27 protein-coding genes and 1 riboswitch are annotated in these 26,620 nt (G+C 58.9%); of the genes, 15 read left to right on the forward strand and 12 right to left on the reverse strand.

Features of this window, described 5'->3' with window-relative positions; all coding sequences use genetic code 11:
• Nucleotides 1-58: 58 nt before the first annotated feature.
• From trmD to EII23_RS02940, 10 genes are all read left to right on the forward strand, one after another.
• Complete coding sequence (gene trmD / locus EII23_RS02895; protein ID WP_185702284.1) at nt 59-1,363, forward strand: tRNA (guanosine(37)-N1)-methyltransferase TrmD; 1,305 nt, start codon at nt 59-61, stop codon at nt 1,361-1,363.
• Between the two features lie 75 nt (nt 1,364-1,438).
• Nucleotides 1,439-1,786 (forward strand): 50S ribosomal protein L19, encoded by a 348-nt coding sequence (gene rplS / locus EII23_RS02900; RefSeq protein WP_124791888.1) that lies wholly within the window; start codon nt 1,439-1,441, stop codon nt 1,784-1,786.
• Between the two features lie 130 nt (nt 1,787-1,916).
• Nucleotides 1,917-2,591 (forward strand): ribonuclease HII, encoded by a 675-nt coding sequence (locus EII23_RS02905; RefSeq protein WP_124791889.1) that lies wholly within the window; start codon nt 1,917-1,919, stop codon nt 2,589-2,591.
• Nucleotides 2,588-3,010, forward strand: coding sequence for a YraN family protein (locus tag EII23_RS02910; protein ID WP_124791890.1), 423 nt, complete (start codon nt 2,588-2,590; stop codon nt 3,008-3,010). The genes EII23_RS02905 and EII23_RS02910 overlap by 4 nt, the downstream gene beginning before the upstream one ends.
• Nucleotides 2,955-3,803, forward strand: a complete 849-nt coding sequence (gene rsmI / locus EII23_RS02915; protein WP_124791891.1) for a 16S rRNA (cytidine(1402)-2'-O)-methyltransferase — start codon at nt 2,955-2,957, stop codon at nt 3,801-3,803. Before EII23_RS02910 ends, rsmI begins: the two co-directional genes overlap by 56 nt.
• Nucleotides 3,804-3,828: 25 nt before the next feature.
• Nucleotides 3,829-4,593 carry a PTS system mannose/fructose/sorbose family transporter subunit IID gene (locus tag EII23_RS02920; protein WP_124791892.1) on the forward strand — a complete coding sequence of 255 codons (765 nt, stop codon included), beginning with the start codon at nt 3,829-3,831 and terminating at the stop codon, nt 4,591-4,593.
• The gene (locus EII23_RS02925; RefSeq protein ID WP_260424568.1) at nt 4,575-4,946 is read left to right on the forward strand and encodes an HPr family phosphocarrier protein; all 372 of its coding nucleotides are present in this window, start codon (nt 4,575-4,577) and stop codon (nt 4,944-4,946) included. The genes EII23_RS02920 and EII23_RS02925 overlap by 19 nt, the downstream gene beginning before the upstream one ends.
• Nucleotide 4,947: 1 nt before the next feature.
• Nucleotides 4,948-6,717, forward strand: coding sequence for a phosphoenolpyruvate--protein phosphotransferase (ptsP, locus tag EII23_RS02930; RefSeq protein WP_124791893.1), 1,770 nt, complete (start codon nt 4,948-4,950; stop codon nt 6,715-6,717).
• Nucleotides 6,714-7,169 (forward strand): SsrA-binding protein SmpB, encoded by a 456-nt coding sequence (smpB, locus tag EII23_RS02935; protein WP_124791894.1) that lies wholly within the window; start codon nt 6,714-6,716, stop codon nt 7,167-7,169. Before ptsP ends, smpB begins: the two co-directional genes overlap by 4 nt.
• Nucleotides 7,170-7,189: 20 nt before the next feature.
• Complete coding sequence (locus EII23_RS02940; RefSeq protein ID WP_124791895.1) at nt 7,190-9,676, forward strand: ComEC/Rec2 family competence protein; 2,487 nt, start codon at nt 7,190-7,192, stop codon at nt 9,674-9,676.
• Between the two features lie 15 nt (nt 9,677-9,691).
• Here the strand turns inward: EII23_RS02940 and nrdG are convergent, their stop codons facing one another.
• The 5 genes from nrdG to rplM all read right to left on the reverse strand — a co-directional run bounded on the left by nrdG (nt 9,692) and on the right by rplM (nt 14,154).
• The gene (nrdG, locus tag EII23_RS02945) at nt 9,692-10,213 is read right to left on the reverse strand and encodes an anaerobic ribonucleoside-triphosphate reductase activating protein (RefSeq protein WP_260424569.1); all 522 of its coding nucleotides are present in this window, start codon (nt 10,211-10,213) and stop codon (nt 9,692-9,694) included.
• Nucleotides 10,203-10,376 (reverse strand): anaerobic ribonucleoside-triphosphate reductase, encoded by a 174-nt coding sequence (nrdD, locus tag EII23_RS02950; protein WP_124791896.1) that lies wholly within the window; start codon nt 10,374-10,376, stop codon nt 10,203-10,205. Before nrdD ends, nrdG begins: the two co-directional genes overlap by 11 nt.
• Nucleotides 10,377-10,497: 121 nt before the next feature.
• Entirely contained in the window at nt 10,498-12,753 is a 2,256-nt protein-coding gene (locus EII23_RS02955) for an anaerobic ribonucleoside triphosphate reductase (protein WP_124791897.1), read from the reverse strand.
• Between the two features lie 109 nt (nt 12,754-12,862).
• Nucleotides 12,863-13,044, reverse strand: a riboswitch (cobalamin riboswitch).
• A gap of 268 nt (nt 13,045-13,312) precedes the next feature.
• Nucleotides 13,313-13,705: a 30S ribosomal protein S9 gene (gene rpsI / locus EII23_RS02960; protein ID WP_124791898.1), complete on the reverse strand. Its 393-nt coding sequence runs from the start codon at nt 13,703-13,705 to the stop codon at nt 13,313-13,315.
• A gap of 14 nt (nt 13,706-13,719) precedes the next feature.
• Nucleotides 13,720-14,154, reverse strand: coding sequence for a 50S ribosomal protein L13 (gene rplM / locus EII23_RS02965; protein ID WP_124791899.1), 435 nt, complete (start codon nt 14,152-14,154; stop codon nt 13,720-13,722).
• A gap of 317 nt (nt 14,155-14,471) precedes the next feature.
• Between rplM and EII23_RS02970 the strand changes: the two genes are divergently transcribed.
• Both EII23_RS02970 and EII23_RS02975 read left to right on the forward strand, forming a co-directional pair.
• On the forward strand, nt 14,472-15,704 hold the full coding sequence (locus EII23_RS02970) for an HD domain-containing protein (RefSeq protein WP_124791900.1): 1,233 nt from the start codon (nt 14,472-14,474) through the stop codon (nt 15,702-15,704).
• A 5-nt stretch (nt 15,705-15,709) separates the two neighbouring features.
• Nucleotides 15,710-16,438 carry a translation initiation factor 2 gene (locus EII23_RS02975; protein ID WP_124791901.1) on the forward strand — a complete coding sequence of 243 codons (729 nt, stop codon included), beginning with the start codon at nt 15,710-15,712 and terminating at the stop codon, nt 16,436-16,438.
• 78 nt (nt 16,439-16,516) lie between these two features.
• Here EII23_RS02975 and dxs read toward each other — a convergent pair whose 3' ends face one another.
• Genes dxs through ispG form a run of 7 tightly spaced genes read right to left on the reverse strand, consistent with a single transcriptional unit; the run spans nt 16,517 to nt 24,795 of the window.
• Entirely contained in the window at nt 16,517-18,406 is a 1,890-nt protein-coding gene (gene dxs / locus EII23_RS02980; protein ID WP_124791902.1) for a 1-deoxy-D-xylulose-5-phosphate synthase, read from the reverse strand.
• 1 nt (nt 18,407) lies between these two features.
• A complete protein-coding gene (locus EII23_RS02985) occupies nt 18,408-19,298 on the reverse strand; it encodes a polyprenyl synthetase family protein (protein WP_124791903.1) in 891 nt (296 codons plus the stop codon).
• Nucleotides 19,298-19,555: an exodeoxyribonuclease VII small subunit gene (gene xseB, locus EII23_RS02990; RefSeq protein WP_124791904.1), complete on the reverse strand. Its 258-nt coding sequence runs from the start codon at nt 19,553-19,555 to the stop codon at nt 19,298-19,300. Before xseB ends, EII23_RS02985 begins: the two co-directional genes overlap by 1 nt.
• A gap of 5 nt (nt 19,556-19,560) precedes the next feature.
• Nucleotides 19,561-20,454: a M23 family metallopeptidase gene (locus tag EII23_RS02995; protein ID WP_260424570.1), complete on the reverse strand. Its 894-nt coding sequence runs from the start codon at nt 20,452-20,454 to the stop codon at nt 19,561-19,563.
• Between the two features lie 14 nt (nt 20,455-20,468).
• Nucleotides 20,469-21,950 carry an exodeoxyribonuclease VII large subunit gene (xseA, locus tag EII23_RS03000; protein WP_124791906.1) on the reverse strand — a complete coding sequence of 494 codons (1,482 nt, stop codon included), beginning with the start codon at nt 21,948-21,950 and terminating at the stop codon, nt 20,469-20,471.
• A gap of 35 nt (nt 21,951-21,985) precedes the next feature.
• Nucleotides 21,986-23,722 (reverse strand): proline--tRNA ligase, encoded by a 1,737-nt coding sequence (locus tag EII23_RS03005; protein ID WP_124791907.1) that lies wholly within the window; start codon nt 23,720-23,722, stop codon nt 21,986-21,988.
• Entirely contained in the window at nt 23,722-24,795 is a 1,074-nt protein-coding gene (ispG, locus tag EII23_RS03010; RefSeq protein WP_124791908.1) for a flavodoxin-dependent (E)-4-hydroxy-3-methylbut-2-enyl-diphosphate synthase, read from the reverse strand. The genes EII23_RS03005 and ispG overlap by 1 nt, the downstream gene beginning before the upstream one ends.
• Nucleotides 24,796-24,988: 193 nt before the next feature.
• Between ispG and EII23_RS03015 the strand changes: the two genes are divergently transcribed.
• Genes EII23_RS03015 through EII23_RS03025 form a run of 3 tightly spaced genes read left to right on the forward strand, consistent with a single transcriptional unit; the run spans nt 24,989 to nt 26,614 of the window.
• A complete protein-coding gene (locus EII23_RS03015) occupies nt 24,989-25,657 on the forward strand; it encodes a FlgO family outer membrane protein (protein ID WP_124791909.1) in 669 nt (222 codons plus the stop codon).
• A 14-nt stretch (nt 25,658-25,671) separates the two neighbouring features.
• Nucleotides 25,672-25,998 (forward strand): hypothetical protein, encoded by a 327-nt coding sequence (locus EII23_RS03020; RefSeq protein WP_124791910.1) that lies wholly within the window; start codon nt 25,672-25,674, stop codon nt 25,996-25,998.
• A 7-nt stretch (nt 25,999-26,005) separates the two neighbouring features.
• Nucleotides 26,006-26,614, forward strand: coding sequence for a FlgO family outer membrane protein (locus tag EII23_RS03025; protein WP_124791911.1), 609 nt, complete (start codon nt 26,006-26,008; stop codon nt 26,612-26,614).
• Nucleotides 26,615-26,620 lie beyond the last annotated feature (6 nt).

Raw genomic sequence — 26,620 nt, forward strand, 5'->3', positions numbered from 1 at the left:
TTTTCGGCATACACCCCCAACAGTGCTTTTTTTCGTTTCGGGGCTGATTTTTCGCATGCTGCATTTTCACCTGGTCACGCTGTTTCCCGATTTTTTCACTTCGCCCTTGTCCACAGCACTCTTGGGCAAGGCGAAGGAAAGCGGGATCATCAGCTTCAGCTTTCATGATCCGCGCGGCTTCAGCACCAACAGGCACCGCCATGTGGATGACCGCCCCTATGGCGGCGGCCCCGGCATGGTCATGCAGGGAGAACCCCTGGCCGCTGCCCTGCGCTCCATCAAAAAACCGGGGCGCATGCTGCTCATGAGTCCGGGCGGACGCCCCCTGACGCAGGAAAAAGCGCGCGCGCTGGCTGCGGAAAGTCATCTGACCATCGTTTGCGGCCGCTATGAAGGCATCGACGCCCGCCTGCGGCATCTTTTCCCCCTGGAGGAAATCAGCGTCGGCGATGTGGTTCTCAACGGCGGCGAAAGTGCTGCCCTGTCTCTTGTTGAGGCGGTGGCGCGCCTGCAACCCGGATTCATGGGCAAGGATGCCTCCGGAGAAGAAGAAAGCTTTTCTTGCGGCCTGCTTGAATACCCGCACTTTACCCGGCCCGAAGTTCTGGAAGGGCTGCCAGTGCCCGATGTGTTGCTGAGCGGCGACCACGGGCGCATCGCCCGGTGGCGCAGGGGGGAGTCTCTGCGCGCCACCCTGAAAATGCGCCCCGCCCTGCTTGACACTGCCCCCCTGAGCCGGAGCGATGCCCAGGAACTGGCGCACATTCCCCGTTTCCGTCCCGGAAAAAACCTGTCTTTCTGCCTGCTGCACTACCCGGTTTTTCTGGAAGGCAAAAAAACCGGCACTTCTTCTTTGACAAATTTGGATATACACGATATATCCAGAATTTCCTGCAGCTACGGGATGGGGACGTACTATATTGTCACCCCCCTGCCGGATCAGTTGCGAGTTCTGGAAAAAGTTCTCCACCACTGGACACAGGGCAGCGGTGGCGCAGGCAATGCGGACAGGGCGCAGGCTCTCGGACGTGTGCAACCGGCCGAATCTCTTGACGAGGCCGTGAAGCATATGACAGAACACTACGGCGTGCGCCCCAGGCTGGTGGCCAGCACCGCAGTCTGGCCTTTTGGGGGCAAGGCCTCCGGGACAGAACAGCCCCTGCTCACGCCGTCCCAGGTGCGAAGCTGGTGTGAGCATGGCCCGGTCATGCTCTGCCTCGGAACAGCGCATGGCCTTGCTCCGCAGGTGCTTGCGCAGTGCGATGGCATCCTGCGGCCCGTACGTTTTTTGGGGTACAACCACCTTTCGGTGCGAAGCGCAGCCGCCATTCTTGCCGACAGGATTTTGGGCGATTTTTACTGATACAAGCGCGCTCCGGATGCCGGGGCTGTTGCCTTGCATCACCGTAGCAAGCCGTCAGATTTGCAAGGAGTTCACATGAACATCATCAAAAAAATCGAACAGGAAAACATGCGCCTGGATATTCCGCCTTTCCGGTCGGGCGACATGGTGAAGGTGCACCTGCGCATTGTGGAAGGCGAAAAAGAACGCATCCAGGTTTTTCAGGGAAATGTCATCCGCATCAAGCGCGGGACGACCAATTCCACCTTTACGGTGCGCAAAGTGTCTGAAGGTGTGGGCGTGGAGCGCATTTTCCCCATCCATTCCCCCTTTATCGACCATATCGAGCTAGTTTCGCAGGGACGGGTGCGGCGCAGCCGCCTGTACTATCTGCGCGCCCTCAAGGGCAAGGCGGCGCGTATCAAGCCCCGTGGTCACTTCTGAGCCGAACATCCCAATATTTCTTGATTTTTTTGACGCATCACTGTATATGGATTCATATACAGTGATGCGTTTTCGCATCTGTTTCAACCCCCAAATACGGCGTGATTGCCGACAAAACGCTTGCCAACAGATGGCTGTGGAACACTACCCCCTGCCGGAGCAAACCGGCCCCGCCGTCCGGATCGTGGCGGGTATTGACGAAGCCGGGCGAGGCTGTTTGGCCGGGCCTGTTGTGGCTGCAGCCGTTATTCTGCCCGAAACCTTTTTTTTGCCGGGACTGGCCGACTCCAAGGCATGCACCGCAAAAACGCGCAATGCCCTTGCGCCGCGCATACGGGAATGCTCTCTGGCATGGGGCTTGGGCCTTGTCTGGCCCGGACGCATTGACGCCATCAATATTCTGCAGGCAAGCCTTGAGGCCATGAGTAAGGCCGTGCGCTGCCTTTGTGTTGCGCCCACCCTGCTTCTTGTGGACGGCAACAAGGCCATCCCCCGCGATGTTCTTTCTCAAAGCTGGCGCAAGGCCCATGTGCTGCCCCTGCCCGCACAGCACACCATTGTGGGCGGCGACAAAACAGAGCCAGCCATTTCTGCGGCGTCCATTCTTGCAAAAACCTTCCGTGACCACCTCATGACGCACCTTTCCCGCCGGTGGCCGGGCTACGGCTTTGAAGCGCACAAAGGATACGGCACCGCAGCCCATTTTGCCGCTCTTGACCGGCTGGGGCTTTCCCCCCTCCACCGGCGGACATTTGTCAAAAAGTATGCGCTCGTTCCGCCTCCGCAGCAAGGAAGACTGCTGTGAATGGTTCCCCCTCCCGTCCGCGGCATGTGCCGCATGCCCTTGGAGCACAGGGAGAAGACGCTGCGGCACAATTTCTCCGGCAGGCGGGACTGCTGCTCCTTGCACGAAACTGGCGCCAGGGAAGGCTGGAACTGGACATTGTCTGCCGTGAAAGGGACACCATTGTCTTTGTGGAAGTAAAAACGCGCAGCCGGAACACATATGGCGGCCCTGCCGCCGCTCTCACCCGCGCCAAGCAGAACGCTCTTTGCCGTGCGGCCTGCGCATGGCTCACGGCACACGGGCACTGGGGTTGCCCGTGCCGCTTTGACGTCATCTGCGCCCTGCGGCAGGGCGAGGGTTACAACCTGGAGCATTTTCGCCATGCCTTTGACTGCACCTTGTTTGTGGGTCGCGGCTACGCCGCTTGGCAACCCTGACGATCTCTCGCCCAGGACGCGTGAGGTTCTCTCCTCCGTCAGCCTTGTGCTGGCCGAAGACACGCGCCGTGCCCTCCGCCTTTTCCAGGCATGCGGCATTACAGCGCACCGTGTGGCGAGCTTCCATGAGCATAATGAAAAAAAACGTCAGGAAGGCGTGTTGCGCCTCTTGCGGCAGGGCCATGCCGTGGCGCTTGTGTCCGATGCGGGCACGCCCCTGCTGGCTGATCCCGGATTTCGGCTTGTGCAGGCCTGCCGCGCGGAAGGCATCAAAGTTTCCCCCCTGCCCGGCCCCTCGGCTCCGGCGGCTGCGCTTTCCGCAGCGGGCATCGCCCCCCTGCCTTACAGCTTTCTTGGCTTTTTGCCGCGTGATGCTGCGGGACGCAGGGCGCTCTTTTCCGTTTTTGCGTCCGTTCCCGGCTCTCTTGTCTTTTTTGAAAGAAAAAACCGTCTGAAGAGCAGTCTCAAGCAGGCGGCTGCCCTGCTCGGCCCCCGGGATGTTGCCATTTGCCGTGAATTGACCAAGACGCACGAGGATTTTATACTGTTCAGGCTGGAAAACAGCGCGGATATTCCTGATGATCTGCGGGGAGAAATCACTGTTGTCATTGGCCCCCCGGAAGAAGAAACCCGCTCCTCCGCATCCGAAGTGGAACGCCTGCTCCGCAGGGAGCTGGCACAGGGAGGAAAGCCGCGTCAGGTCGTCCGCCGGGTACAGTCCGCCGTGCGCGGCTGGACGGGAAAAGAGGTATATGCTCTCCTTTCCGCCGCCAACACCCCCCACGGTTCGTGATTGTTTTGCGCAAAACAGGAGCGCCATGTATCCCAGGCAGGTCATATGTGCATGCTTTTTGCGCACCTACTGCGTGAATCTGGCAAGAACAGCCAGCAACATGCAGCAGATCGGCCTTGTCTTTCTTCTGGAACCGGGCCTGCGCTGGCTCTATCCTGCCCCCAAAAACTTTTCCTCCGCCCTTTTGCGCTATCTTGGCCCCAGCAATACCCACCCCTTTATGGTGCCTCTTTTTTCAGGCATATTGCTGGCGATGGAGAAAGAAATCGCCGCAGGCTCCCTCCCGGACACTGCCCTTGACTCTGTGCGCGAAACCCTTGCCACAAGCCTTTCTGCTCTGGGCGACTCCTTTTGCAGCGGAGCCATTCTGCCCCTGTGGGCATTGGGCTGCCTGCTGCTCATTTCCTTCGGCATGATCGGATGGGCGGCGGTTTTGACCCTTTTTTCTTTTTGTCTGCTGTCTGCCTTCAGGGTCGGCAGCTTCTGGGCCGGTCTGCGCTACGGCATGGCCGCTCTTGCCCACTTGAAGCGCATGGACCTCATCAACTGGGTGGGGCGCATCAAGATGCTCAATGCGGTTCTGGCAGCCATTCTTGTACTGCGTCTGCCGGAGATGGCGTCCGCCGCTGTGCCCCAGGCCATGCACGCGGCAGGCCTGTGCGCGGTTCTGCTCGCAACGGTTCTGATGTACCGGCGGCGTTTGCCGCGGCTGCTTTTCTGGCTTGTTGCAACGGGTACGGCCATTATATGGGGCACGGCGTGGGCGCAAAAATGCCCGCTGTTTTTCTGACCGGTATCTGGTGCGGCAACATATTTTTTGTGATACAGCATGCAGAAGGGGAACGGCTGGCCATGGAAGTGAAAATCGAAGAGACTCCGCGCGGCATGGCCGCAAAGATCGGCCTCAACCTGCGTCAGGGCTTGCATGCCCGCCCTGCCGCCCGTCTGGCGCAACTCGCCCAGACCTATTCTGCCGACATACTTATTGTCACGGAAACCGGCGAGGTTGACGCAAAAAGCATGCTCGACATCCTCTCGCTGGCCCCGCAGGGCAATGCGGAACTTTTGCTGCTGGCCCACGGGGCTGACGCCCGCGAAGCTCTTCACGGACTGTCCCATTTTCTGCTGAACCTGCAGGACTGACATGGCACGCGCAATTCTTTTCGGCATCCCTGTTTCCCCCGGCATAGCCACAGGCATTGTGCGCTTCATGCACAATGCCCCGCACGATGAGGAAAAGCGCATCAGCCCCGAGGCCGTGGCCCAGGAACAGGAAAAATTCCGCGTCGTGGTGGAAAAGGTGCGCGCTTCCCTGAGCGCAGCCATGCAGAACGTGCCGGAAGATCTTGCGGAATACAGAGAAGTTATTGCCGCGCAAATAGAAATGACGCGAGATCCCAAGCTCGTCAACGCCATCCTTTCTCGCATCGAACACAGGCTTGTTTGCGCCGCCTGGGCACTCAAGCTGACCATTGAAGAATTGTGCGCCCTATTCCGCGACATGGATGATCCGTATCTGCGCGACCGCGCCCAGGATATTCGCGCTGTCGGCCTGCGGCTGCGTGAAGGGCTGACGGAAAATCCCTCCAGAAACAGCAGCGGGCAGACGGACATTCTGATTGCCGAAGATATTTCACCAGCCGATGTCATGGAACTTGACCTGGACTGTGTTCAGGGCATCCTGACAGAAGAAGGCGGGCCCACATCGCATACGGCCATCCTCTCGCGCAGCCTCCGCATCCCCTGCCTTGCCGGTGTTACGGGACTGCTGGGCATTGCCAGGGAAAATGAGCAGGTCATTGTGGACGGTTTGGGCGGGCGCGTGCTGCTCGGCCCGGACCAGAATGATCTGGACCGGCACACGGAACGCCGGGAAGAATATACGGCCTGGGAAAACTTCACCCTCCAGACCTGCACATGGCCAGCGGAAATGTGCGATGGTGTGCGCGTTGGCGTGCAAGCCAATCTGGAACGCGCCACGGAGTTGGACGCCGTGCTCCGGAGCGGCGCGGACGGTATCGGGCTGTACCGCACGGAATTCGCGCACCTTTCGGCCAGACTGCCTACAGAAGAGGAGCTTCTGGAAGAATATGCGTCCGTTGCGACAGGCATTGCCCCCTTGCAGGCAGTTTTTCGCACTCTTGATGTCGGCGCGGACAAAATGCTGCATGCCCAGATTGCCCTCAAGGAGCCAAACCCGGCACTGGGCTTGCGCGGCATACGCTTTTGCCTGCGGCACCAGGGGATATTCCGGACCCAGTTGCGCGCCCTCATGCGTGCGGGAGCCAGCGGCAATGTGGCCATCATGCTGCCCATGATTTCCACTCTGGAAGAAGTGCAGCAGGTACGCGCCATTCTTCAGGAACTGCATCAGGAGCTTGTGGCCCAGAAGCTCCCTCATGCGCCCCGCCTGCCCTTGGGAGTCATGATCGAAACCCCCGCCGCAGCCCTGATCTGCGATGCTCTGGCGCGCGAATGCGACTTTTTCAGTATCGGCACCAACGATCTGATCCACTATATCATGAGTATTGACCGCAGCAACCGCCATGTGGCCTATCTGAACGAATCTCTGCACCCTGCGGTGCTGCGCTCTCTCAAGCATATCATTGACGCTGCCCACCGCAAAAATATCGGCGTTTCCGTTTGCGGGGAGCTGGCGTCTGATCCCCTTGTTCTCTCCGTTCTGCTGGGCATGGGGGTAGACAGCGTTTCTGCCGCTCCACGCTTTGTGCCCGGCATCAAACACCTTATCCGCCAGTTTGACGCCGAATCCTGCACGGAACTGGCGTACAATGTTCTCTTGAGCACTGACGCTGCCGCCTCAAAGCGCATGATCTACGAAAAATTGCACCAGTCCCTGGGGCCGGAATTGTTCTTTCACACCACAAGCCTTTTTACAGACAGCCTGTCATGAGCAAAAAACACTCTTCCGCCACCATTGCCGTCAACAAGAAAGCCCGTCACCTCTACAATCTTTCGGAATTTACCGAAGCCGGAGTCGTGCTCACCGGCCCGGAGGTCAAAAGCATCCGCGCGGGAAAGGTCAATTTTATCGACAGTTATGTCGACTTTCGCCACAACGAGGCATGGTTGGTCTCTCTGCATGTGGCCCCGTATGCCAATGCAGGGTATGCCCCGCAAGACCCCGGACGCCCCCGCAAGCTCCTGCTGCACGCGCGGGAAATTCTCATGCTGCAGGAAATGGTTGCCCAAAAGGGCTTTACGGTTGTTCCTGTTCGCCTGTATCTCAAGTACGGCAAAATCAAGGTGGAAATCGCGCTGGGCAAGGGGAAGAAACTCCACGACCACCGCGAAACCCTCAAACGGAAAGCCGAAGAGCGCGATATGGCCAGAGAACTCGCATAACGGCTTTCCCCCCGACCAGTATGCGCCACCCACCCCTGCCCGCTCCCCTGCTCTGGCAGAGCCTCCTGGGTTTCTGGATACTGGGCATTCTTGCAGTCGCCTGGCCCGTACCGTCAGCATCTTGCGCCTTTCTGCTTTTTCTGGCTGACGCGCGCCTGTGGCGTGCCAAAGGTATTTTTGCGGCACTGGCCGTCCTGTTGGCCGGAGTGCTGGCGGGCCACCTGACCACAGGCAAAATGTGGCGCGACCATACGCCCACGCCTGTAGCCTGGCTTGATACCGCCCCCAAAAGCATGCGCATTTGCGGCCAGATACAGGAGGTACGCGGCCTGCCCGACAACCGCATACGCATGCTCCTCGCCGATGTGCGCCCGCACGGCGGGGCGGAAAAATCGCTTTCCGGTCTGATGGAGTGGACGTGGCAAAATCCGTCCGCATATCCCCTGCCGGGACAGTCGGCCTGCCTCTCCCGCCGCCCGCAAGCCATGCAGGGTTTTGCCAATCCGGGACTTCCGGATCGGGACGTCGTGATTCAGTCTGTCCGGAATGTGCGCTGGCGCATCTGGAGTCAGGGAGAGAGCGGCCAGCCCCGCATTGACGGACAGCCTTCGCTGTCTGCCCGTTGGCGCGAATCCCTGCGGCAAGGCTTTTTTACAGTTCTTTCCCCGGATGCGGAGCACTTTCCGCGCCAGAAGCTTCCCCAAGGCAAGGCCATTCTCGTCGCCCTCCTTTTTGGCGACCGCCAATTTCTGGACAATCAAACCATTGCCGGTTTTTCCATGGCCGCGCTGGGGCACAGCCTGGCGCTTTCCGGTCAGCATCTGGCTGTCGCCGGTCTGGCGGGCATACTGCTTGTTGTCGTTGTGGCGCGGGCATACCCCGGCATCTACCTTTGCCGCACACGCACGGTCTGGGTCATGTCGGCATCGGTTCCCCCGGCCCTTGCGTACCTCTGGCTGGGCAATGCGCCGCCATCACTGGTCCGCGCAACCATCATGCTCTGCATTCTGGCGCTCTGGCTGCTGCGAAGGCGCGTCCACACGACCCTGGATGTTCTCTGCAGCGCGCTGTTCTGCATCACACTGTTTTCGCCCGCCGCAGTTTTTGATACAGGCTTGCAGCTTTCCGCCATCTGTGTGGCCGTCATCGGCATGAGCATGCCGTGGCTGCGCCGCCTTCTGCCCAGACCGCATCCCGCAGAACACGCTGCCCGCTGGCGCTCACTCCTGCAAGACGCTTTATGGAGCCTGCAACGCATCTTTGCGCTCTCGCTCATCATCCAGACAGTGCTGCTCCCTGTGGGCATTCTTCTTTTCGGGAATACTGGGCACTGGTTCCCCCTCAACGTGCTCTGGCTGCCCCTCGTGAATCTTCTGGTTCTGCCGGGAGCGGCTCTAGGTTTGCTGGCTGGCGCTTGCGGCTGGGATGCTGCGGCGCGCGCCATTCTGGAATATGCCTCCTTGCCCTGCCAATGGCTGGCAGATGCCCTTGCATGGCTGGCACGCCAAAACGCTCTGGAGTCTCCGGTCGTCCTGCGTCCGCACTGGACAGCCCTGCCTGCCTTTGCGGCCCTGACTGCCGCAGCGGCCCTCCGGGGAGGACGCCTGCGGCTGCCGCCTGCCGGACGCCGCCTGCTTCTGGCAGGCGCCCTGCTGCTCTGCGCGGGGCCGCTGTTGCGCGCAGGCGAACGCCTTTCGCCGGAAGTGCGGCTGGATATTCTGGACGTGGGCCAAAGCCAGGCCCTTCTTTTGCGCCTGCCGGGGCATGTGCGCCTTTTGCTGGACGGCAGCGGCAGCGCATCTCCCCGCTTTGATCCGGGAAAGAGTCTTGTTGCCCCGGTGCTTGTTCACAACGATGCTCCGCGGTTGACGGCTGTGCTCAACAGCCACCCGGATCTGGACCATATGGGCGGCCTGCTTTACATCCTGCGTCATTTCCGGACACAAGGCCTGTTCGACAACGGAAAAAACGCCAAAGGAAAGTGGGGAGAGCTTTGGGATCTGACGCGGCAAAAGCATGCGGCACGCCCGCTGCGCCAGGGAGACACGCTTGTTCTGGGAGAACCGGAAAACGGACTGCGCCTTGAGATTCTGCACCCGCCCCGCCACAGCGAAGACAAATGGCGCGGCAACAATGCTTCGCTGGTTGCCCGCCTGCTGCATCACGAACGGGGCCTGGCTCTGTTCATGGGCGATGCGGAACGCCCGGTGCTGCAAAGACTGCTGGCTGAAGGACTGGATGTGCGGGCAGAAGTGCTCATTGCGCCGCACCACGGCTCGTACACAGGATTTTTGCCGCAATTTTTTCAGGCTGTACGCCCGCAGCTTGTGGTTGCCTCCTGCGGTTCGCGCTATGCATACCCGGACAAAAAATTACGGGAGTGGCTCGCCGAAAACCATATCTCCCTGGCGTACACCAGCAGGGACGGCGCTGTGCGCATTGCCTGGCAGCGTGCGGGGCAGGGATTTTCCCTGCCCCGCATATCCACAGCGCGGAAACAAAAGTGAACTGACGCTCTTTCCTTACTGCGCCAAAGAGGCAAGAAGATCGGCGCGTTCCTGCCTGTCCAGCAGACGCTGGTTGGAACTGCCGCGAAAACGCAGTTCAAGATCCCGCAGGGCTTCCACATACGGCCCGTCAACAAGAATGTCCGTGAATTCCAGGAGGCGCTTTTTCCAAAGGTCACCACGGGCAAGAAGCCATAATTGCTCAAACGTGTACCCGGAATAGGTCACCACGTTTTTTCCCATGCCGCGCACCCCTTCGGCAACAGCACAGAGCTGCTCCGCCTGCAGAAAAGGCTCTCCCCCGGACAGTGTGATGCCGGACAAAAGAGGATTTTCCCGCACCTGGGAAAGGATCTCGGCAACGGACAGAAAAAAGCCGCCCTCGTAGCTGTGGGTCTGCGGATTGTGACATCCCGGACAGCGGTGCGGACAGCCCTGCGTGAACAGCACATACCGGAGCCCCGGGCCGTCAACAATGGATTCGTCCGCAATGCCGGAAAGGCGCACATACTGTTTGAGCATGACCTCAGCAGGCATGCTTGACTCTGTCCCGCTCTTCCGCCCGTTTTGCATTGTTGAAGCGGGAAAGGTCTCCCACAAGGTAGCCGGTGATGCGGCGGGTGCGCTCAAAGCTTACGCCCTCGCCCACAAGTTTCTGTTCCGGCTTGCTTTCCTGAAAGAGACGCGATTCCATCAACATGGGAAACCTCCTGAAAAGAGTTTTTGCTGTACAAAAGCAGAAAAAAATATTTCTAACTTCCTCTGGGCCACCAAGGTGTGCACACTGATGCCGTGCAGCAAATGCCCGCGGCACTCCCCGTTCAGTCCCACTTTGGAGCAAGCGCATTGGTCCGGCGTGCTTTCCGGAGGGCCTCCAGGCTTATGCCTTCGCCATCTCTGCGCCCGCAACGCGGACACACATCCTTGATGAACCCCACATAGCCACAAACCGGGTCGCGATCCAGAGGATGGTTGACAGAGCCGTAGCCCACGCCCTTGTCGTGCATGAAGCGTATGATGCTTTCAAAGGCTTCGGGGTTTTTGCACGTATCGCCGTCCAGTTCCACATAGGTGATGTGCCCGGCATTGGTCAGGGCATGGTACGGGGCTTCAATCTCGATTTTTCTGAACGCCTTGATATGGCTGGACACAGGAATATGAAAAGAGTTGGTGTAGTATTCCTTGTCTGTCACTCCCGGAATATTGCCGTACCGGGCCTTGTCCAGCATGATGAAGCGACCGCTCAGGCTTTCGGCGGGGGTGGCGATGAGCGAAAAGTTGAGGCGCATTTTTTCCGACTCCGCATCACAACGCCTGCGCATGTGGGAAACGATTTCAAGACCCAGTTTCTGGGCTTTTTCGTCTTCGCCGTGGTGACGGCCCACAAGAACCGTGAGCGTTTCCGCAAGGCCGATAAAACCGACCGACAGCGTGCCGTGCCTGAGCACGCTTTCAATGCTGTCGTCCCAGTCCAGATCGCCGGAATGCAACCAGATTCCTTCTCCCATGAGAAAGGGATAATTCCGGACCTTTTTGCTGCACTGTATCTTGAACCTGTGCAGCAGTTGCCGGAAAACAAGATCAATCTTTTCGTCCAGCAGGGCGTAGAAGCGCTCCACATTCCCCCCGGACTCAAGGGCCAGACGCGGCAGATTGATGGAGGTGAAGCTCAGGTTTCCCCGCCCGCAGGTCACCTCCTGCTCCTTGTCGTAGGTATTGCCGAGCACGCGCGTCCGGCAGCCCATATAGGCGACCTCACTGTTATAGTCGCCGGGCCGATAATACTGGAGGTTGAAGGGGGCATCGAGAAAGCTGAAGTTGGGGAAAAGCCGCAGGGCCGACACTTCCATCGCCAGCTTGAACAGGTCATAATTGGGGTCGCCGGGATTGTAGTTGACACCGGATTTGACCTTGAAAATCTGCACCGGGAAAATGGAGGTTTCGCCGCCCCCAAGCCCCGCCCTGGTGGCAAGAAGAAGCATTTTGACCACCATGCGGCCCTCGGGGGACACATCGGTTCCATAGTTGACGGAACTGAAGGGCACCTGCGCTCCCGCACGGGAGTTCATGGTGTTCAGGTTGTGGATCAGGGCCTCCATGGCCTGATACGTCCGGCGTTCCGTATGTTTCAGCGCCTCTTCCGCCGCGTATGTGTGCGCATTTTGCACCAGAAGCCGCTCTTCTGGCGCGGCAGCCTCCACCAGCCTGCGGCCGAAATCCTCTTCGCCGCCCAGGCGCGGCATAGCCCCTGCAGCATCCGTCAGGCGCTGCGCAAAGTCTTTGGCCGCCGCCTCGTCCCTGTGCCCCGCGATGCGGACAAAAGAAGAAAAAGCGCGGGCATATTCCTTGCGGTAGGTTTTGGCAACGCCTTCGGCCATGGCAAAGTCAAAATGCGGAACACTCTGCCCTCCGTGCATCTCGTTCTGGTTGGCCTGGATGGCAATGCAGGCCAGTGCCGAATAGCTTTCGATGGAATTGGGTTCACGCAGATATCCGTGGCCCGTGGAAAAACCGTTCCGAAACAGGCGGATCAGATCGATCTGGCAGCAGGTTTGCGTCAGCATGTAAAAATCCTTGTCGTGGATATGAATATCCCCGTTGATATGCGCGGCTGACGCGTCCTTGGGCAAAATATAATTGTCGATAAAAAATTTGGAGCCTTCAGAACCATATTTCAACATGGTTCCCATGGCGGTATCGCCGTCAATGTTGGCATTTTCTCTTTTGATGTCCTCCTGCACTGCCGGGGAATACGTGAGCTTTTTGAAAATATCCATGAGATAGGATTCGGCATTGCGGATTTTGGTATGTTCCGCACGGTACAGGATGTATGCCTTGGCAGTTTTGGCGTAATCAAACTGGATCAGAACATCTTCAACGACATCCTGGATTTCTTCCACATGCCTGCGCCCGCCCTCCGCAATTTTTTTGCACACTTTTTCTGTGACAAAAAGCAGATCCGTGGGGGACATGTCTTCCCCACCGACGGCGTGGTTGGCTTTTGAGATGGCATTGAGAATTTTGGTCGAATCAAAAGGAACTTGCGTACCATCGCGCTTGATAATGGTATCCAGCATAAAAAATGCTCCGCTGTGGGCTTTGGCGAAAAAGCCCGTCCGCAGAGAGCGCGAACGGAGAAAGGGGAAAAGTCCCCTGCATCCACCGGCAAAAGCCCGTTGCCGACAGATCTTCAGACTGGTTGAAAGCAGGTCTTCCGGCTTGCCGACCATCTTTTCAGCCTTCCCGGAGCATCTCCAGTGGCGTGCGTGGAAAAGTGGCATTTTTTGACGGCTTACGGCGGCGGGTCCGCTCCCGTTTCGCACGGGATTCCCTATTAAGCCTGTGGCGCTTCCAATGTCTAAAAAATCTCAAAACATTTGCGGCATGTCAACCGCATACGCGAAAAAAAACTCCTTGGGTCAAGATAATACCCTGTTTTCCAAGATACAATTTTGTTGAAAAAAACCTGCATGAGCCCAAAAGAGATGCCTTGAGCAGATCTGTTGCACAGCGGGCGGCCTCTGCTTGCGCATGCCGAGCGCGGCAAAAACACGAGCGGGCTGCCCTTGGGCAGCCCGCGTCAGGTCGGTGGCAACGCCGCGCGAACCTTGCCACCGACCAAAAGGCATGCAAAAATCAACGCTTGGAATACTGATACCGGGCGCGTGCAGCGCGCAGGCCGTACTTTTTGCGCTCTTTCTTGCGCGCGTCACGCGTAAGAAAACCGGCCTTTTTCAGTACGGGGCGCAACGCCGGATCCACCAGCAAAAGAGCGCGGGAAATTCCGTGGCGCACAGCTTCAGCCTGCCCGGTAACTCCGCCGCCCGCAACATTGACACGGACATCAATCTTGTCGGCAAGCTTGGTCAGCACAAGAGGCTGCCGGATAATCATCTGCAACGTCTTGCGGGGGAAGTATTCCTCAAACGGACGCCCGTTCACCGTGATGCCGCCGGAGCCGCCATAAAGGCGGGTACGGGCCGTGGCCGTTTTTCTGCGTCCGGTGCCGTATTCAAATTTTTCGCTCATGTCTTTAGTGCTCCTTAATAAGGCAAGCTCAGCGCCTGAGGATTCTGGGCGGCATGCGGATGGTCGGGACCGGCATATACCTTGAGTTTTTTCAGCATTGCCCGGCCAAGACTGTTGCGGGGCAGCATGCCCCGCACGGCGTGCATCAGAACACGGGCGGGTTTTTCGGCAAGCATGTCGGAAAGAACGGTGGCCTTGAGGCCCCCCACCCAGCCGGAATGCCGATAATATTTTTTGTCGCTCAATTTCGAGCCGGTGGTTTTGATTTTTTCACAGTTGACGACCACGATAAAGTCCCCGTTGTCCATATGCGGGGCAAATTCCGGCTTATGTTTCCCGCGCAGGCGGTGGGCGATCTGGCTTGCCAGACGACCAAGCACCTGATCCTGAGCGTCAACCACAAACCACTGGCGGTTGATGTCTTTCGGGGAGGGGCTAAACGTCTTCATCTGTAATGACTCCTCTGCCTGCAACCAGCAGCCGCAGTAACATGGATATTTTTTTGTGCGGCGCGCAGCCGAACGGGGAAGCTGAAAACACCGCAATAAAGAACAGTTGCTACGCCACAAAAAAACAAATGTCAAGACAGCATCGCCCCCCCAATGCCTGTCCGCGCACGGACGGGAAGGCTTGAATTTTCCCGTACCGCACGGCATAGTGCCATGCCGGACACGCAAAAAAGAAACAATTTCGCGCCTTCCGGGCCATTGCGTAACCCCTGCGCGAGGCAAGAAAACGAAAACCTCCAAAACAGGAGGGATGCAACATGATACGCAAGAGCCTGCTTCAGCTCATTTTTTCAGGATCATACCTGCTGCGCTGGAACGACAAGCTGCGCCCCGTGGAACTGCTCGAAATCGACAAACAGGCGCACAAGATGCTGATCGCCTGCATCCTGTGGCACGAAAACTCCCGCGACCTCCCCATGCAGCAGCGCGTTGCCCTGGCGCAGCATATTATTGAAGGCGGCCTCTTTGACTACTTTTACCGGCTGATCATCACGGATATCAAACCGCCCATTTTTTACAAAATCAAGGACAATCCTCTCCACTACGCGCAACTCACAAAGCACGTTCTCGGCAGGCTGGAGCCTGTCATGGCCCCCCTGGGGCCGTTCTGGGAGCGCATGTGCCACTGGCATACCGCGCCGGAAGAAGACAGCCTGACGCGCCGCATCCTCGCCGCCGCCCACCTCTTTGCCTCACAATGGGAGTTTCGCCTTATCGAACCGCTGAACCGCCCTTTTGACGATGAGATAGACGACATCGGAAAATCTTTTCCCGACAGGCTGAACACTTTCACCGACCTGCAAGGTCTTGCCCTCATACAGACGCCGGGCACGGCGCTTTTTCGCCTGGCGAATCTGTGCGGCCAGTTGCGCTTTCAGATCCGCTGGACGCAGGCTCCACGCATTCCGGCAACATCCGTGCTGGGGCACATGTTCATTGTGGCATGCTTCGCCTACTTTTTCAGTCTGGCGGTCAATGCCTGCCAGGCCAGAGCAAACAACAATTTTTTCTGCGGCCTTTTTCACGACCTGCCGGAAGTGCTCACCCGCGATATCATTTCGCCCGTAAAGCAGTCCATTTCCAGCCTGCCCCAAATCATCAAGGAATATGAAGACAAAGAGCTGGAACGCCGTGTCTTTGCGCCCCTGCGCGCCGAAGGCCTGACATCGCTGGCAGAGCGCATCGAATACTACCTTGGCTCTGCCGTCGGCTCGGAATTTCAGGAAAGCGTGTGCGAAAACGGGCGGATTCGCAGCGTTGACGGCTTCAGCGGACTGAACGCCCAAAACAGGGACGAACTCGACCCCAAGGACGGCCAGCTTGTCAAAATCTGCGACAATCTGGCAGCGTTTCTTGAAGCGCACAGCTCCATTCGCAACGGCGTTTCTTCTCCCCACCTTCTGGAAGCCCGCGTACGCCTGCTGACCGGCCTGCGGGAAAGCCCACTCACAAGCCTGCATTTGGACACCCTTTTGGCAGACTTTGACTGAAAATCATGAAGCACATTTTTCTTCGGCTGCTGGTTGCTCTTGCCCTCATGCAGATTCTCGCCGCCCCCTGTACAGCCTTTTCCCGTCCGGCCCCCAGAGGGATAACGTCCTACGCCAAGAGCATGGAATTTTACTACCTCGCCCCCAAGCCGGAAAGCCTGCCCGGCATTCTGCGCGCCTTTGACACACAAGGAGTTCTGGCCGACAGCCAGAAACGTCTTGCCCTGGCAGCCTTTCTGGCGGAAACTCTGCGCGCTGCGCCCGAAGCCCGAATCCATATATGGGCAACGGTTCCCGCGCTGGGGCAGGACGGCAAGAGGACGCTGGCCTGGGCGGTTCATCTGGCCCGGTTGCCCGATGAAGAGTCTCTCCTGAATGCCTTGCTGGGGCAGAACGATGCCCTGTTGCGGAGGCAGATTGCGGGCAGCCCCGGCTTGCTGCACGACTGGAAAATCTCTTCGGAAGCGACAGTGCTCCAGATGTACTGGACCGCATTCATGGCTTGCGGCAGCCTCCGCTATCTGGACGCGATCATTCAGGCCGCCTTGCAGTATGCCCATCTCAACGCACGGGGAGAGCGCAAGGGCCCTTCTTTTCCGATGTTTGCGGCGGCAGCGGCATCGCTGTACGAGTTGGCTCCCCGCCACCCGATCGTTTCCGAACGGCTGGAAATCTTCCTGCGCAGCGCCGGCGGGCCGGAAGCCGACACCTTGCGCGCCATTCTGCGGAAGTAGAGAGCTGCCCGCCTCCGCCGTGCAGCGGATGCCCCCCAAAAATGCGCAGCCTGCCCCATTGCAGGCTTCCGGAGCAGATCACTCCAAAAGTTCAAGCAATGCCTGAACAATATGACTGCTGCGCAAACCCGCCTGCGCACGCAACTGCAACTGGCTGCCGTGTTCCACAAAGCTGTCCGCTATCCCCAGCCGCCGGATGCGTTGTCCGCGCAACAGGCCAGCATCATTCCAGAATTCCAGAACAGCGGAAGAAAATCCGCCAGCCATCACCCCTTCCTCAATCAGGAGGATACGGTCAAACTTTCGGGCAAGCTCCGCCAGTTGCCTTTCCGGCAAGGGCTTGAGCCACACCGGATCAAAAACAAGCGGGCAAATTCCTGTCTGCTCCGCCACGGCAGCAGCGGCTTCGCGGGCCGGGTGCACCCTGTTGCCCGCAGCAATCACCGCCACCCTCTCGCCGTCCTGCACAATATCCCCCTCTCCTGCGGCAAGCAGGCGCAGCGGATCTTCCAGCGGCGCGCCAAAGGCCGCACCGCGGGGGTAGCGCAGCGCACAGGGGCCGTTGTGCAAAAGCGCTGTGTGCAGGCAGTGGCGCAACATGTTTTCGTCGCGCGGGGCCAGCAATGCCATATTGGGGATATGTCGCAAAAAGGCGATGTCAAAAACACCGTGGTGCGTGGCCCCGTCTTCTCCCACAAGGCCCGCGCGGTCAATGCAGAAAGTGACCGGCAGGTTCTGGATGCACACGTCGTGCACGATCTGGTCATATGCGCGTTGCAGAAATGTGGAATAAATGGCCAGGACAGGCCGGAGCCCCTGGGTGGCGAGTCCTGCGGCAAAAGTGACCGCATGCTGCTCACAGATGCCTACATCCACAAAGCGTTCGGGAAAGCGCCGATAAAAACTGTCCGTACCCGTGCCCTCGGGCATGGCCGCTGTAATGGCGATGATCTTTTCGTCCTGCTCTGCCAGTTCCACCAGAGTTTGGCTGAACACGCTTGTAAATGAGGGCACTGCGGCGGGAGAGGAAAGCGGCTTCCCGGTTTCCGGCGTGAATCCCCCCACTCCGTGATACAGAACGGGATTTTTTTCCGCAGGCACATAGCCTTTCCCTTTTTGTGTGCGCACATGCAGCAATACCGGACCGTCTTCAACAGCCGCCGCCATTTCCAGATGGCGGCGCAAGGCAGGAATGTCGTGCCCGTCCACCGGCCCGATATAGTTGAACCGCAGCGCTTCAAAGAGCATTCCGGGCGTAAAGAACGACTTGAAGCTCCATTCGCCGCGCATGGCGTACACGGCAAGTTTTTGCCCTATGCGCGGGATGGAGCGCAGAAAGTTGAGCACTTCCTTGCGGGCCTGGCGCACCCACCTGCGGGACAGTGTCCTGCTCAAAAAAAGTGAGAGAGCGCCCACATTGGGAGAAATGGACATGGCATTGTCGTTGAGAACGACAATCAGGCGCCGCCCCATGTGCCCGGCCAGATTGAGGCCCTCAAAAGCCTCACCGCCCGTCAGGGATCCATCACCGATAATCGCCAGCACATGGTGGGAAAGTCCGGAGCGGTCACGGGCAAGCGCCATGCCCAGAGCGGCGGAAATGGAGGTGGAGGAATGCCCCACGCCAAAGTGGTCAAAGGGGCTTTCTGCCATTCGTGGAAAACCTGACAGCCCGCCGAAGGTGCGCAGAGAAGAAAATTCCCTGGCCCTCCCTGTCAGCAGCTTGTAGGCATAGGCCTGGTGCCCCACATCCCAGACAAGCTTGTCCTGTTCCATATTGAATGTGGCCAGAAGAGCCAGCGTAAGCTCCACGGCACCCAGCGAGGGCGCAAGATGTCCCCCTGTGCGGGAAACCACCTCAATGATGCGCTGGCGCACTTCCTCCGCCAGGCGCGCCAGGTCGCCGTCGGAAAGGCCCTGCACCTGGGCGGGGCTGGTGATCTGATCGAGGGGCAGGCGTACTTTCATTTCATGCCGCCCTGTCTGCTACATATTGGGCAAGAGCGCACAGAAAGTCCGCGTCAACCCCGTCAAAACTTTTCAGGGAGTCCTGAGCCGCGCGGGCGTATTGTTGGGCAAGGGTACGGCTTTCTTCCAGACCGAGCAACGCCGGATAGGTCTGCTTGCCCTGAGCGGCATCACTGCCCGCAGGCTTGCCCAGCGTTTCCGTATCCGCAACGACATCCAGAATGTCGTCGGCAATCTGGAAAGCCACTCCCAAGGAACTTCCGTATTCCGAAACAGCATCGCAGACGGCCGTATCCGCACCAGCGAGGAGGGCTCCACACAAACAGGAGGCGCGCAACAGTGCCCCCGTCTTCATGGCGTGCATGCTCCGCAATTCTTCCACTGTCATGAATTTTCCGCCAGTGGCCGCCATATCCAGTTGCTGCCCGCCGACCATTCCCGAGGCGCCTGCGGCCAGAGCCAGAGCGACGGCAGCCCGCAGCAAATTCTCCGCCTCCACAGGGCAGCGGCACAGCACGCCAAAAGCGTCCGTCAGCAGGGCATCGCCGGCGAGAATTGCCGTTGCTTCTCCAAAAGCCTTGTGATTGGAGGGTTTTCCCCGGCGAAGATCGTCATTGTCCATGGCGGGCAGGTCGTCATGGATCAGGGAATAGGTATGGATCATTTCGATGGCAGCGGCAAAGGGCATGGCCCGCTCAGGGTCAAGGCCGCACAGGGAGGCCACGCTCAGGCACAATACCGGACGCAGGCGTTTGCCGCCAGCCTGGAGGCTGTAGAGCATGGCCTCTTTCAAACGGGGGGGAATGGGGTGCGCATCCAGACAAACAGAAAGGTATGCCTCTGTTTTTTCCCCGCGCTCGCGCAACAGGGATTTCATGTCTTCCGGCGACATTACAGATCCTCCTCGCGCTGCGTCACAGTTTCCGCGTTTTCCGGCTCCCCCAGCGGAAGCGCCTGACCATCCTGCCAGAGTTCAATGTCATGCCGGGCCTTCTCCAGTTGCTGGCGGCAGTACCGGGAGCACGCCGCTCCCTCCTTGTAGAGGGCCATACCTTTTTCCAGAGGCAGACCGCCGGACTCAAGCGCACTGACAATTTCCTGCAGGCGTTTCAGTTTTTTTTCAAAAAGGCTTTCTGTTTTTGCGCTCATGTCTTTCACTGTTCCGTCGGGCCCGGTGCAGGCGCGAGAAAGGGTTGCGGATCAACAGAAACTCCCTGCACCAACAGGGAAAGATGCAAATGGGGGCCCGTGACACGCCCTGTGGCTCCAACGCGGCCGATCATCTGCCCCTGGCGAACCATATCGCCCTTTTGCACCGAAATTTCGCTCAGGTGCAGATATGCGGTAAAAACTCCCTCGCCGTGGTGAAGATACACTGCATTGCCGGAGAAGTACAAATCGTCCGTCAGAACCACGCGCCCGTCCGCGCAGGCGGTAACGGGCACGCCTTCCGCCGCGCGAAGGTCAAGCCCCCGGTGCGTCCCACGGGGCTGCCCGTTGAAGACGCGCCTTACTCCGAAAAGACTCGACACTCCTCCGGGAACAGGGCGCGCAAAAGGAAGCGACCAGTGGCGTTGCGGCAAATGATCGGCCATGGCGGCACGCACTTTTTCCCGGTCGGCCCTGATGCGTTCCAACTGGTCCGCAGGCGGCGAAACATATTTTTTGTCCACAGTCAGGCGCTGCACAGGACGCTTTTTTTCAAAAAAAACAATATCACGCCCAACGCGCTCCGGATTTTGCCTTTCTTCCCCCACGCAGGTCACGGAAAGACGTCCTTTTCCCTCTTTTGCGTCCAGATCTACCGGCAGCAGCACAAGCCCCTGCCACAGCCCCTCTGCATGGACAGCCTGAACGGGGAAGGACTTGCCCTGCCAGTGAAAACGGAACGTGTGTACCGGTTTCTCGCTCACAGCCCTGGCAAGAAAGGCGTCTCCCTTGGCCGTTCTGGACGGAGCTTCGAGGGCAAGCCCCGCCGCAACCGCACTTGCGCACAGCCAACAAAGCCAGAGCAGCACCCAGAAAGGAAGAAATGCCCGTGATTTCACCGTAACGCCTCCCCTTATCCTTTGCGCTTTTGTGTCTTCCCCGTTGGGGACAGCCCGGAAACCACAGCCTCCAGACTCCCGTCGTGCAGGCATATGTCAAGTTTTTCGCCGGGAGAGACGGCTCTGACCGAGCGTACGGGCGTTCCCTCCCGCGTGCGAACAAAGGCATAACCCCTTCCGAGCAGAGCCAGCGGACTGGCCCCCTCCAAAGCTGACGCCAAGCCGTCAAGACGGTGGGCAAAGGAAAGATGCACGGCCGCCCCCGCTGCATGAAGGCTCTGCGTCGCCAGAGCAAGAAATTTTTCTTTTTTTTCCAGCAGGGACGGCAGCGCATGGCAAAGAGCGCCCTCAAGCACGGCCAGACGGGCCCCCAGCATGCCTATTTTTTCCGCATCCCAAGCCGCCAGACGGGACTGCTCAAAGCGCGCGCAGCGGATCTCTTTTTCGTCCAGCCACCGTGCGGCAGCCCGCCGTAAAGAAGCTTCCAGCGCCCCCACCTGATCGGCCAGCCGCTTGTGGCTGCGCAGGGGCGAAAGCCAGCGCAAGGCGCTTTCGCACCGCTCCAGCTTATACCCGTACATGTCAACACACCTTTTTGTGACACGGCGCAAAGCGAGGGCGGCTTCGTCCACCCTTTGCGCCAGTTCGCTACGCAACGGCCAGAGAATCTGGGCAGCATGGGAAGGCGTGGCCGCGCGAACATCTGCTGTCATGTCGGCCAGTGTGGTATCAACCTCATGCCCGACCCCGGCAAGCACAGGAAGCCGCGAACAAAACACGGCCTGTGCCACGCTTTCCTCATTGAAGGCCCACAGATCCTCCAGAGAGCCTCCTCCCCGGATGAGCACAATCACCTGCGCCCACTCCTGCTCATTGGCTTCAGACATGGCGCGCACAATGGACGGCGCGGCTTCCTCACCCTGCATCAGCGCGGGAAAAATCCTGATACGCGCCCCGCTCCCCCTCCCGCGGGCCAATTCCAGAAAGTCCTGCAAGGCTGCTCCGCGAGGCGAGGTGACAACCGCCACCCTTTGCGGATCAGGGGGAAGACGCCTTTTGCGCTCAAGAGCGAAAAAACCTTGCGCCGCAAGCCTGCGCCTGCTCTCTTCCAGAGCTTTTGCCAACAGCCCCTGCCCTGCCGGCTGCGCCATTTCCACCATCAACTGGTATTGTCCGCGCGGGGCATAGACGCCAATGCGTCCGGCACAGAGCAGTTCCTGCCCGTTCTGGACGATTTCCGGCAACGGGGGACGGGGTTTGTCAAAAACCTCCCCTGTCAGCGGATCAAAATGCTGGTGCTGCCGACGCTGCATGTACTGAAACCAGACACACTGCATCTGGGCATCCTGATCCTTGAGACTGAAATAGAGGTGCCCTGAAGCTGGCCGGGAAAGATTGCTCACCTCCCCACGAACCCATACAAAGGGAAAATTTCCTTCGATGGTCTTGCGCAGCCGCTCTGTGAGCTCGCGGACCGTCAGTATGGCTGCTTCCATATTTCCTGCGTCGACTGTTTGGGCCTGTCGCTCCGTCAGGACTGCCCCTGCTGTTCTTCCCAGCCAGCGCGAACCGTCTGCGCCCAGGCGGCAAAGGCATCGTCCATTCCGTCAAGGGGCAGTTCCCCCTTGACGCCACTGCGCCGATCCTTGCATTCCACAATGCGGCGCGCAAAACCTCTGGCCCCCAGCACAAGCTGCATGGGAATGCCCAACAGATCCGCATCATTGAACTTGATGCCCGGCCGCTCGTCGCGGTCGTCCAGAAGAACGTCCACACCCTGCGCCCGCAGACGGGCATACAGGTCTTCCGCTGCGTCCGCAACTTCCCTGTTGCGCGGGTCAAGATTGAGCAGAATACAGTCAAAGGGAGCCAGCGGCGGCGGAAAAACAATGCCGCGCTCATCGTGGTTCTGCTCGATGGCTGCTGCGGCCACTCGCGATACGCCAATGCCGTAGCAGCCCATGATCATGGTCTGCTCCTTTCCCTTTTCGTCCAGAAACACGGCATGCAGGGCATCGCTGTACTTGCGCCCCAGCATGAACACATGCCCCACCTCTATGCCTCTGGTCAGGCTTATGGAGCCGCCACAACGCGGGCATCTGTCATCGGGAGCAATGAAACGCAGATCAGCCCAACCGGCAATACGGACATCACGTGCCAGATCCACATGCAGCAGGTGCGCGTCACCCTCATTGGCACCGGCCACATAATCCGTGCCGCCTTCAAGCTCATTGTCGGCATACACGGGAATGTCCAGCCCCACAGGGCCAGCAAAACCCACAGGGGCTCCTGTCAGCCTCTGCACGGCTGCGGCATCAGCCAGGCTGACTTCCTGCGCATTGAGCAGGTTTTTGAGTTTGATATCGTTCACTTCCCGGTCGCCGCGCACCAGAACAGCCACAAAAGACCTGTCCACGGAAAAAAGCATGGTCTTGACAATGCCGGTGGCGGGCACGCCCAGAAAAGCCGTCAGTTCCTCAACGCTATGAATACCGGGAGTGGAAACCTTCTCCACCACCGGCCCCGGAGCGGGAGCAGGGGAAGAGGGGCAGGCAACTTCCGCCCTCTCCACATTGGCGGCATATTCGCACTGCCGGCAAAAAGCCAGCGTGTCTTCACCCGTATCGGCAAGGACCATGAATTCATGGGAAAAGCTGCCGCCGATGGAGCCTGCATCCGCTTCCACGGCACGAAATTTCAGGCCAAGCTGCCCAAAAATCCGGGTATAGGCAGAATGCACGGCCCTGTAACTTTCTTCGGCACATTCCACGGAAGCGTCAAAGGAATACCCGTCCTTCATGAGAAATTCACGCCCGCGCATGAGTCCGAAACGCGGGCGGATTTCATCCCTGAATTTGGTCTGGATCTGGTACAGGCGAACAGGCAGCTGGCGGTAGGAACGCACCTCGCCCCGCACAAGGTCCGTGATGACCTCTTCATGGGTCGGGCCAAGGCAGTAGTCGCGCTCGTTGCGATCCTTGAAGCGCAGCAATTCCTTGCCATAATGCTCCCAGCGTCCGGACTCTTTCCAGAGGTCCGCCGGCTGCACCATGGGCATGAGCAGTTCCTGATAGCCCACGTGGGCCATTTCCCGCCGGATGATTGCACTGATTTTTTCAAGAACTTTCAGCCCGAGGGGCAGATATGTGTAGAGGCCCGAAGTGAGCCTGCGCACCATTCCGGCGCGCAGGAGAAGTTTGTGGCTGACAACTTCGGCATCAGAGGGGGACTCCCGGAGCGTGGGGATATAGCAGGTACTGAAACGCATTAGTGATTTTCCTTTTCGGTAAGCAGGGTATGCAATTCTTCCATGAACGCGGCCAGCAGGTTCTCCTGTCCGTGCACCGAACGGATCACCTCTCCCTTGCGAAAAATGATGCCCTTGTCACGCCCTCCGGCCAGACCGAGATCTGCCTCTCTGGCTTCGCCGGGGCCGTTGACCACACAGCCCATGACAGCAACCTTGATGGAAGCCGTGGACATGGCCAGGCGTTCTTCAACCGCATGCGCAAGAGAAAAAAGATCGATTTCCGTACGTCCGCATGTGGGGCAGGAGATGATCTCCGGACCACGGGAGCGCAGGCCGACAGCGCGCAGTATCTCCCAGGCCACGGCAACTTCTTCTGCGGGGTCTGCCGTGAGGGAAACCCGCAGGGTGTCTCCGATGCCTTCATGCAGCAGTATTCCCAGCCCAACGGCGGATTTTACCGTGCCGCGCATCTTGCCCCCGGCTTCCGTCACGCCTATGTGCAAGGGATAGTCGCACGCCTTTGCCAGCATCCGGTATGCGGTCACGGTGTCCTGCACTGAAGAGGACTTGAGGGAAATCTTGGTTGCAAAAAAACCGCGGTCCTCCAGCAGCCGCACATGCCCGAGGGCGCTTTCCACCAGAGCTTCGGGGCAAGGCCCCCCGTACTTGTGAAGCAGATGTTTTTCCACCGATCCGGAGTTGACCCCGATGCGGATAACCGCGCCGCAGCTTTTAGCCGCGTCCACCACGCGGTGCACATGTGCGGCGGAGCCGATATTGCCCGGATTGATGCGCAGGCCCTCCAGACCGGCCTCCACTGCCGCCACAGCCAGCCTGTGGTCAAAGTGAATGTCCGCGATAAGGGGAAGTTTTGTTCCGGCACGGATGGCAGGCAGGGCGGCTGCGGCCTTCACGTCCGGCACAGCCAGACGCACGGCCTCGCAACCGTGTGCCTCCAGTTTGGCGATCTGTGCCAGCGTTTCCGCCACATTCCGCGTGTCGGTATTGGTCATGCTCTGCACGAGAACGGGCGCCCCCCCTCCCACAGTCAGAGCCCCCAAACGAACAGCACGCGTCTTTTTTACAGGCATTGCATCTCCCCAAAAACAGCACATCCCGGAACAGCGAAATTTTTTACGGCATTTCGCCATTCAAGCCAAGCAGGGGCATGGAACATGTCTTGCATATTTTTGCCGCAGGGCGGCCGCATGCCATTTTTTTCCGGCCTCAAGTTCTCCTGCGCCCCGCCGATATGCCCTTACAGAAGAACCTGTTGAGGATACCATGCCCACACTTTTTCGCATTTCGCTGCTCTGCCCGTTGCTGGCGCTTCTTGCCGCCTGCGCCGCATCGCCCCAGTCCTCCGGATATATTGATGCCGTGGAGCTCAAACTCAAAAGCCGCGAACTGGCGGATCAGATGCTCGCCACCATGCCCAACGATGCCCTGCAAGGGTACGTTGCCATGCCCACATCCTTTGTGAATCAAAACAATACGGCACAGAGTTCGTCTCTGGGCAGGCTCATGGCGGAATCGCTTTTTTACGAATTTCAGCAGCGGGGTTTTCCCACCAGGGAATACCGCCTGACGGGCAATATTTCTGTCCAGGGAGGGCGCAGCGATCTCGCTCTGGCGGCCAACCAGCTTGTGTCCACGACAGGACAAAAGTGGGCCGCTCTGGTTGTGGGCACCTATTATGTGGACAAGGATGCGACCTTTGTCAATGCGCGCCTTGTGCGCGCGAGCGATGGGCTGGTCTTGCGCACCGGGCAGCTTGTGCTGGTCAACACCCCCATTGTGCGCCGCATGGGAAAACCCGTGCAGCCCCCAAAGCCCGCCGCTTCTGGCGGAAGCCTCATAGCCCGACCGCAACCCAAACCAGTGCCCCCGCCGCTGTACACACCGGCCAGTGAGATACGCAGCGGCAAGATGCGCATCACACAGGGCAGATAATGCCGGGAAAAACCATGAATACCCTACCCCGAAAACTCTTTATTCTCTGTTGCGTGGCGGCTCTGCTCATGCCCGTGCATGCGGACGGCCCCCAGGCAAACCCTGCCGCAGCCCAATCCTCCAAAGCCGCTGCGAAAAAATGGAATGCGTACCTGACGGAGGCCGACGAATACAGCCTTGACCATCTTGAAAAAGCGCGCGAATACAGAACCCAGGGGCGGTATGAACTGGCCCGGCAGGAATACCTGAAGGCTCTCTCCATTTGTGCTGATCAGCATACGCATGCCATTCTCCAGCGGGAGCTGAACGGCGTTGAACTTCTTTTGCGCACCATGCGTTGAGAACACCATGAATCGCTTTACCGTTATTCTTCTTCTCCTTGCGGCACTGCTCATACCCCTGACGGCAGCGGCGGGCAATGTGCCCGATGCGGGCATCAGCATCGCCAAACAACTGGACAGTCAACTCATGATGCGCTTTGCCGGCAAGGATGAAAACACGAAAAAAAAAGACCGGGAAGCCCTGGCCCGGTCACAGATCATGATCATGGGCACAACCCCTGTCAATATCAACAATCTGGAAGAAACCTCGCCTCTGGCCCGACAAATAACGGAAGAAATCTCGCGCTGGCTGATCGACAGGGGCTACCGATTTCAGGAATTGCGCAAGGGCAAATATTTGCGGTTTGACCGGCTGGCCGGAGAATTTCTGCTGACACGCGATGTGAGCAAACTGGTCACGACCAGCGCCACCAGCCAGGCTATTCTGGCAGGAACCTATATTGTCAGCGCAAAGCAGGTTCGCTTCAGCATGCGTCTTATCCATACCAACAGCAATGAAGTTTTGGCCATGGGCACGGCTACGGTTCCCGTGACCGACGACCTGCTGCCCCTGCTTGATGACCGCAAGGGCGGTAGCGACAGCCTTGTGCCCACCGTGCGCACGCGCTTGCAGTAGCGCCTT

Source organism: Desulfovibrio sp. OH1186_COT-070 (assembly GCF_003860215.1).
In the GTDB taxonomy this organism is placed as follows: domain Bacteria; phylum Desulfobacterota; class Desulfovibrionia; order Desulfovibrionales; family Desulfovibrionaceae; genus Desulfovibrio.

Excerpts from the sequence above, each read along its gene's own strand:
- smpB (WP_124791894.1), top strand. The coding sequence starts at position 6,714 with ATGAGCAAAAAACACTCTTCCGCCACCATTGCCGTCAACAAGAAAGCC.
- ptsP (WP_124791893.1), top strand. The coding sequence starts at position 4,948 with ATGGCACGCGCAATTCTTTTCGGCATCCCTGTTTCCCCCGGCATAGCC.
- EII23_RS02920 (WP_124791892.1), top strand. The coding sequence starts at position 3,829 with ATGTATCCCAGGCAGGTCATATGTGCATGCTTTTTGCGCACCTACTGC.
- EII23_RS02955 (WP_124791897.1), bottom strand. The coding sequence starts at position 12,753 with ATGCTGGATACCATTATCAAGCGCGATGGTACGCAAGTTCCTTTTGAT.
- rplS (WP_124791888.1), top strand. The coding sequence starts at position 1,439 with ATGAACATCATCAAAAAAATCGAACAGGAAAACATGCGCCTGGATATT.
- EII23_RS03005 (WP_124791907.1), bottom strand. The coding sequence starts at position 23,722 with ATGCGTTTCAGTACCTGCTATATCCCCACGCTCCGGGAGTCCCCCTCT.
- rsmI (WP_124791891.1), top strand. The coding sequence starts at position 2,955 with ATGCCTTTGACTGCACCTTGTTTGTGGGTCGCGGCTACGCCGCTTGGC.
- EII23_RS03025 (WP_124791911.1), top strand. The coding sequence starts at position 26,006 with ATGAATCGCTTTACCGTTATTCTTCTTCTCCTTGCGGCACTGCTCATA.
- rplM (WP_124791899.1), bottom strand. The coding sequence starts at position 14,154 with ATGAAGACGTTTAGCCCCTCCCCGAAAGACATCAACCGCCAGTGGTTT.
- nrdG (WP_260424569.1), bottom strand. The coding sequence starts at position 10,213 with ATGCCTGCTGAGGTCATGCTCAAACAGTATGTGCGCCTTTCCGGCATT.
- EII23_RS02925 (WP_260424568.1), top strand. The coding sequence starts at position 4,575 with ATGCCCGCTGTTTTTCTGACCGGTATCTGGTGCGGCAACATATTTTTT.
- EII23_RS02975 (WP_124791901.1), top strand. The coding sequence starts at position 15,710 with ATGAAGCACATTTTTCTTCGGCTGCTGGTTGCTCTTGCCCTCATGCAG.
- rpsI (WP_124791898.1), bottom strand. The coding sequence starts at position 13,705 with ATGAGCGAAAAATTTGAATACGGCACCGGACGCAGAAAAACGGCCACG.
- dxs (WP_124791902.1), bottom strand. The coding sequence starts at position 18,406 with ATGAAAGTACGCCTGCCCCTCGATCAGATCACCAGCCCCGCCCAGGTG.
- EII23_RS02940 (WP_124791895.1), top strand. The coding sequence starts at position 7,190 with ATGCGCCACCCACCCCTGCCCGCTCCCCTGCTCTGGCAGAGCCTCCTG.
- nrdD (WP_124791896.1), bottom strand. The coding sequence starts at position 10,376 with ATGTTGATGGAATCGCGTCTCTTTCAGGAAAGCAAGCCGGAACAGAAA.
- EII23_RS02905 (WP_124791889.1), top strand. The coding sequence starts at position 1,917 with ATGGCTGTGGAACACTACCCCCTGCCGGAGCAAACCGGCCCCGCCGTC.
- ispG (WP_124791908.1), bottom strand. The coding sequence starts at position 24,795 with ATGCCTGTAAAAAAGACGCGTGCTGTTCGTTTGGGGGCTCTGACTGTG.
- xseB (WP_124791904.1), bottom strand. The coding sequence starts at position 19,555 with ATGAGCGCAAAAACAGAAAGCCTTTTTGAAAAAAAACTGAAACGCCTG.
- EII23_RS03015 (WP_124791909.1), top strand. The coding sequence starts at position 24,989 with ATGCCCACACTTTTTCGCATTTCGCTGCTCTGCCCGTTGCTGGCGCTT.
- EII23_RS02970 (WP_124791900.1), top strand. The coding sequence starts at position 14,472 with ATGATACGCAAGAGCCTGCTTCAGCTCATTTTTTCAGGATCATACCTG.
- xseA (WP_124791906.1), bottom strand. The coding sequence starts at position 21,950 with ATGGAAGCAGCCATACTGACGGTCCGCGAGCTCACAGAGCGGCTGCGC.
- EII23_RS03020 (WP_124791910.1), top strand. The coding sequence starts at position 25,672 with ATGAATACCCTACCCCGAAAACTCTTTATTCTCTGTTGCGTGGCGGCT.
- EII23_RS02985 (WP_124791903.1), bottom strand. The coding sequence starts at position 19,298 with ATGTCGCCGGAAGACATGAAATCCCTGTTGCGCGAGCGCGGGGAAAAA.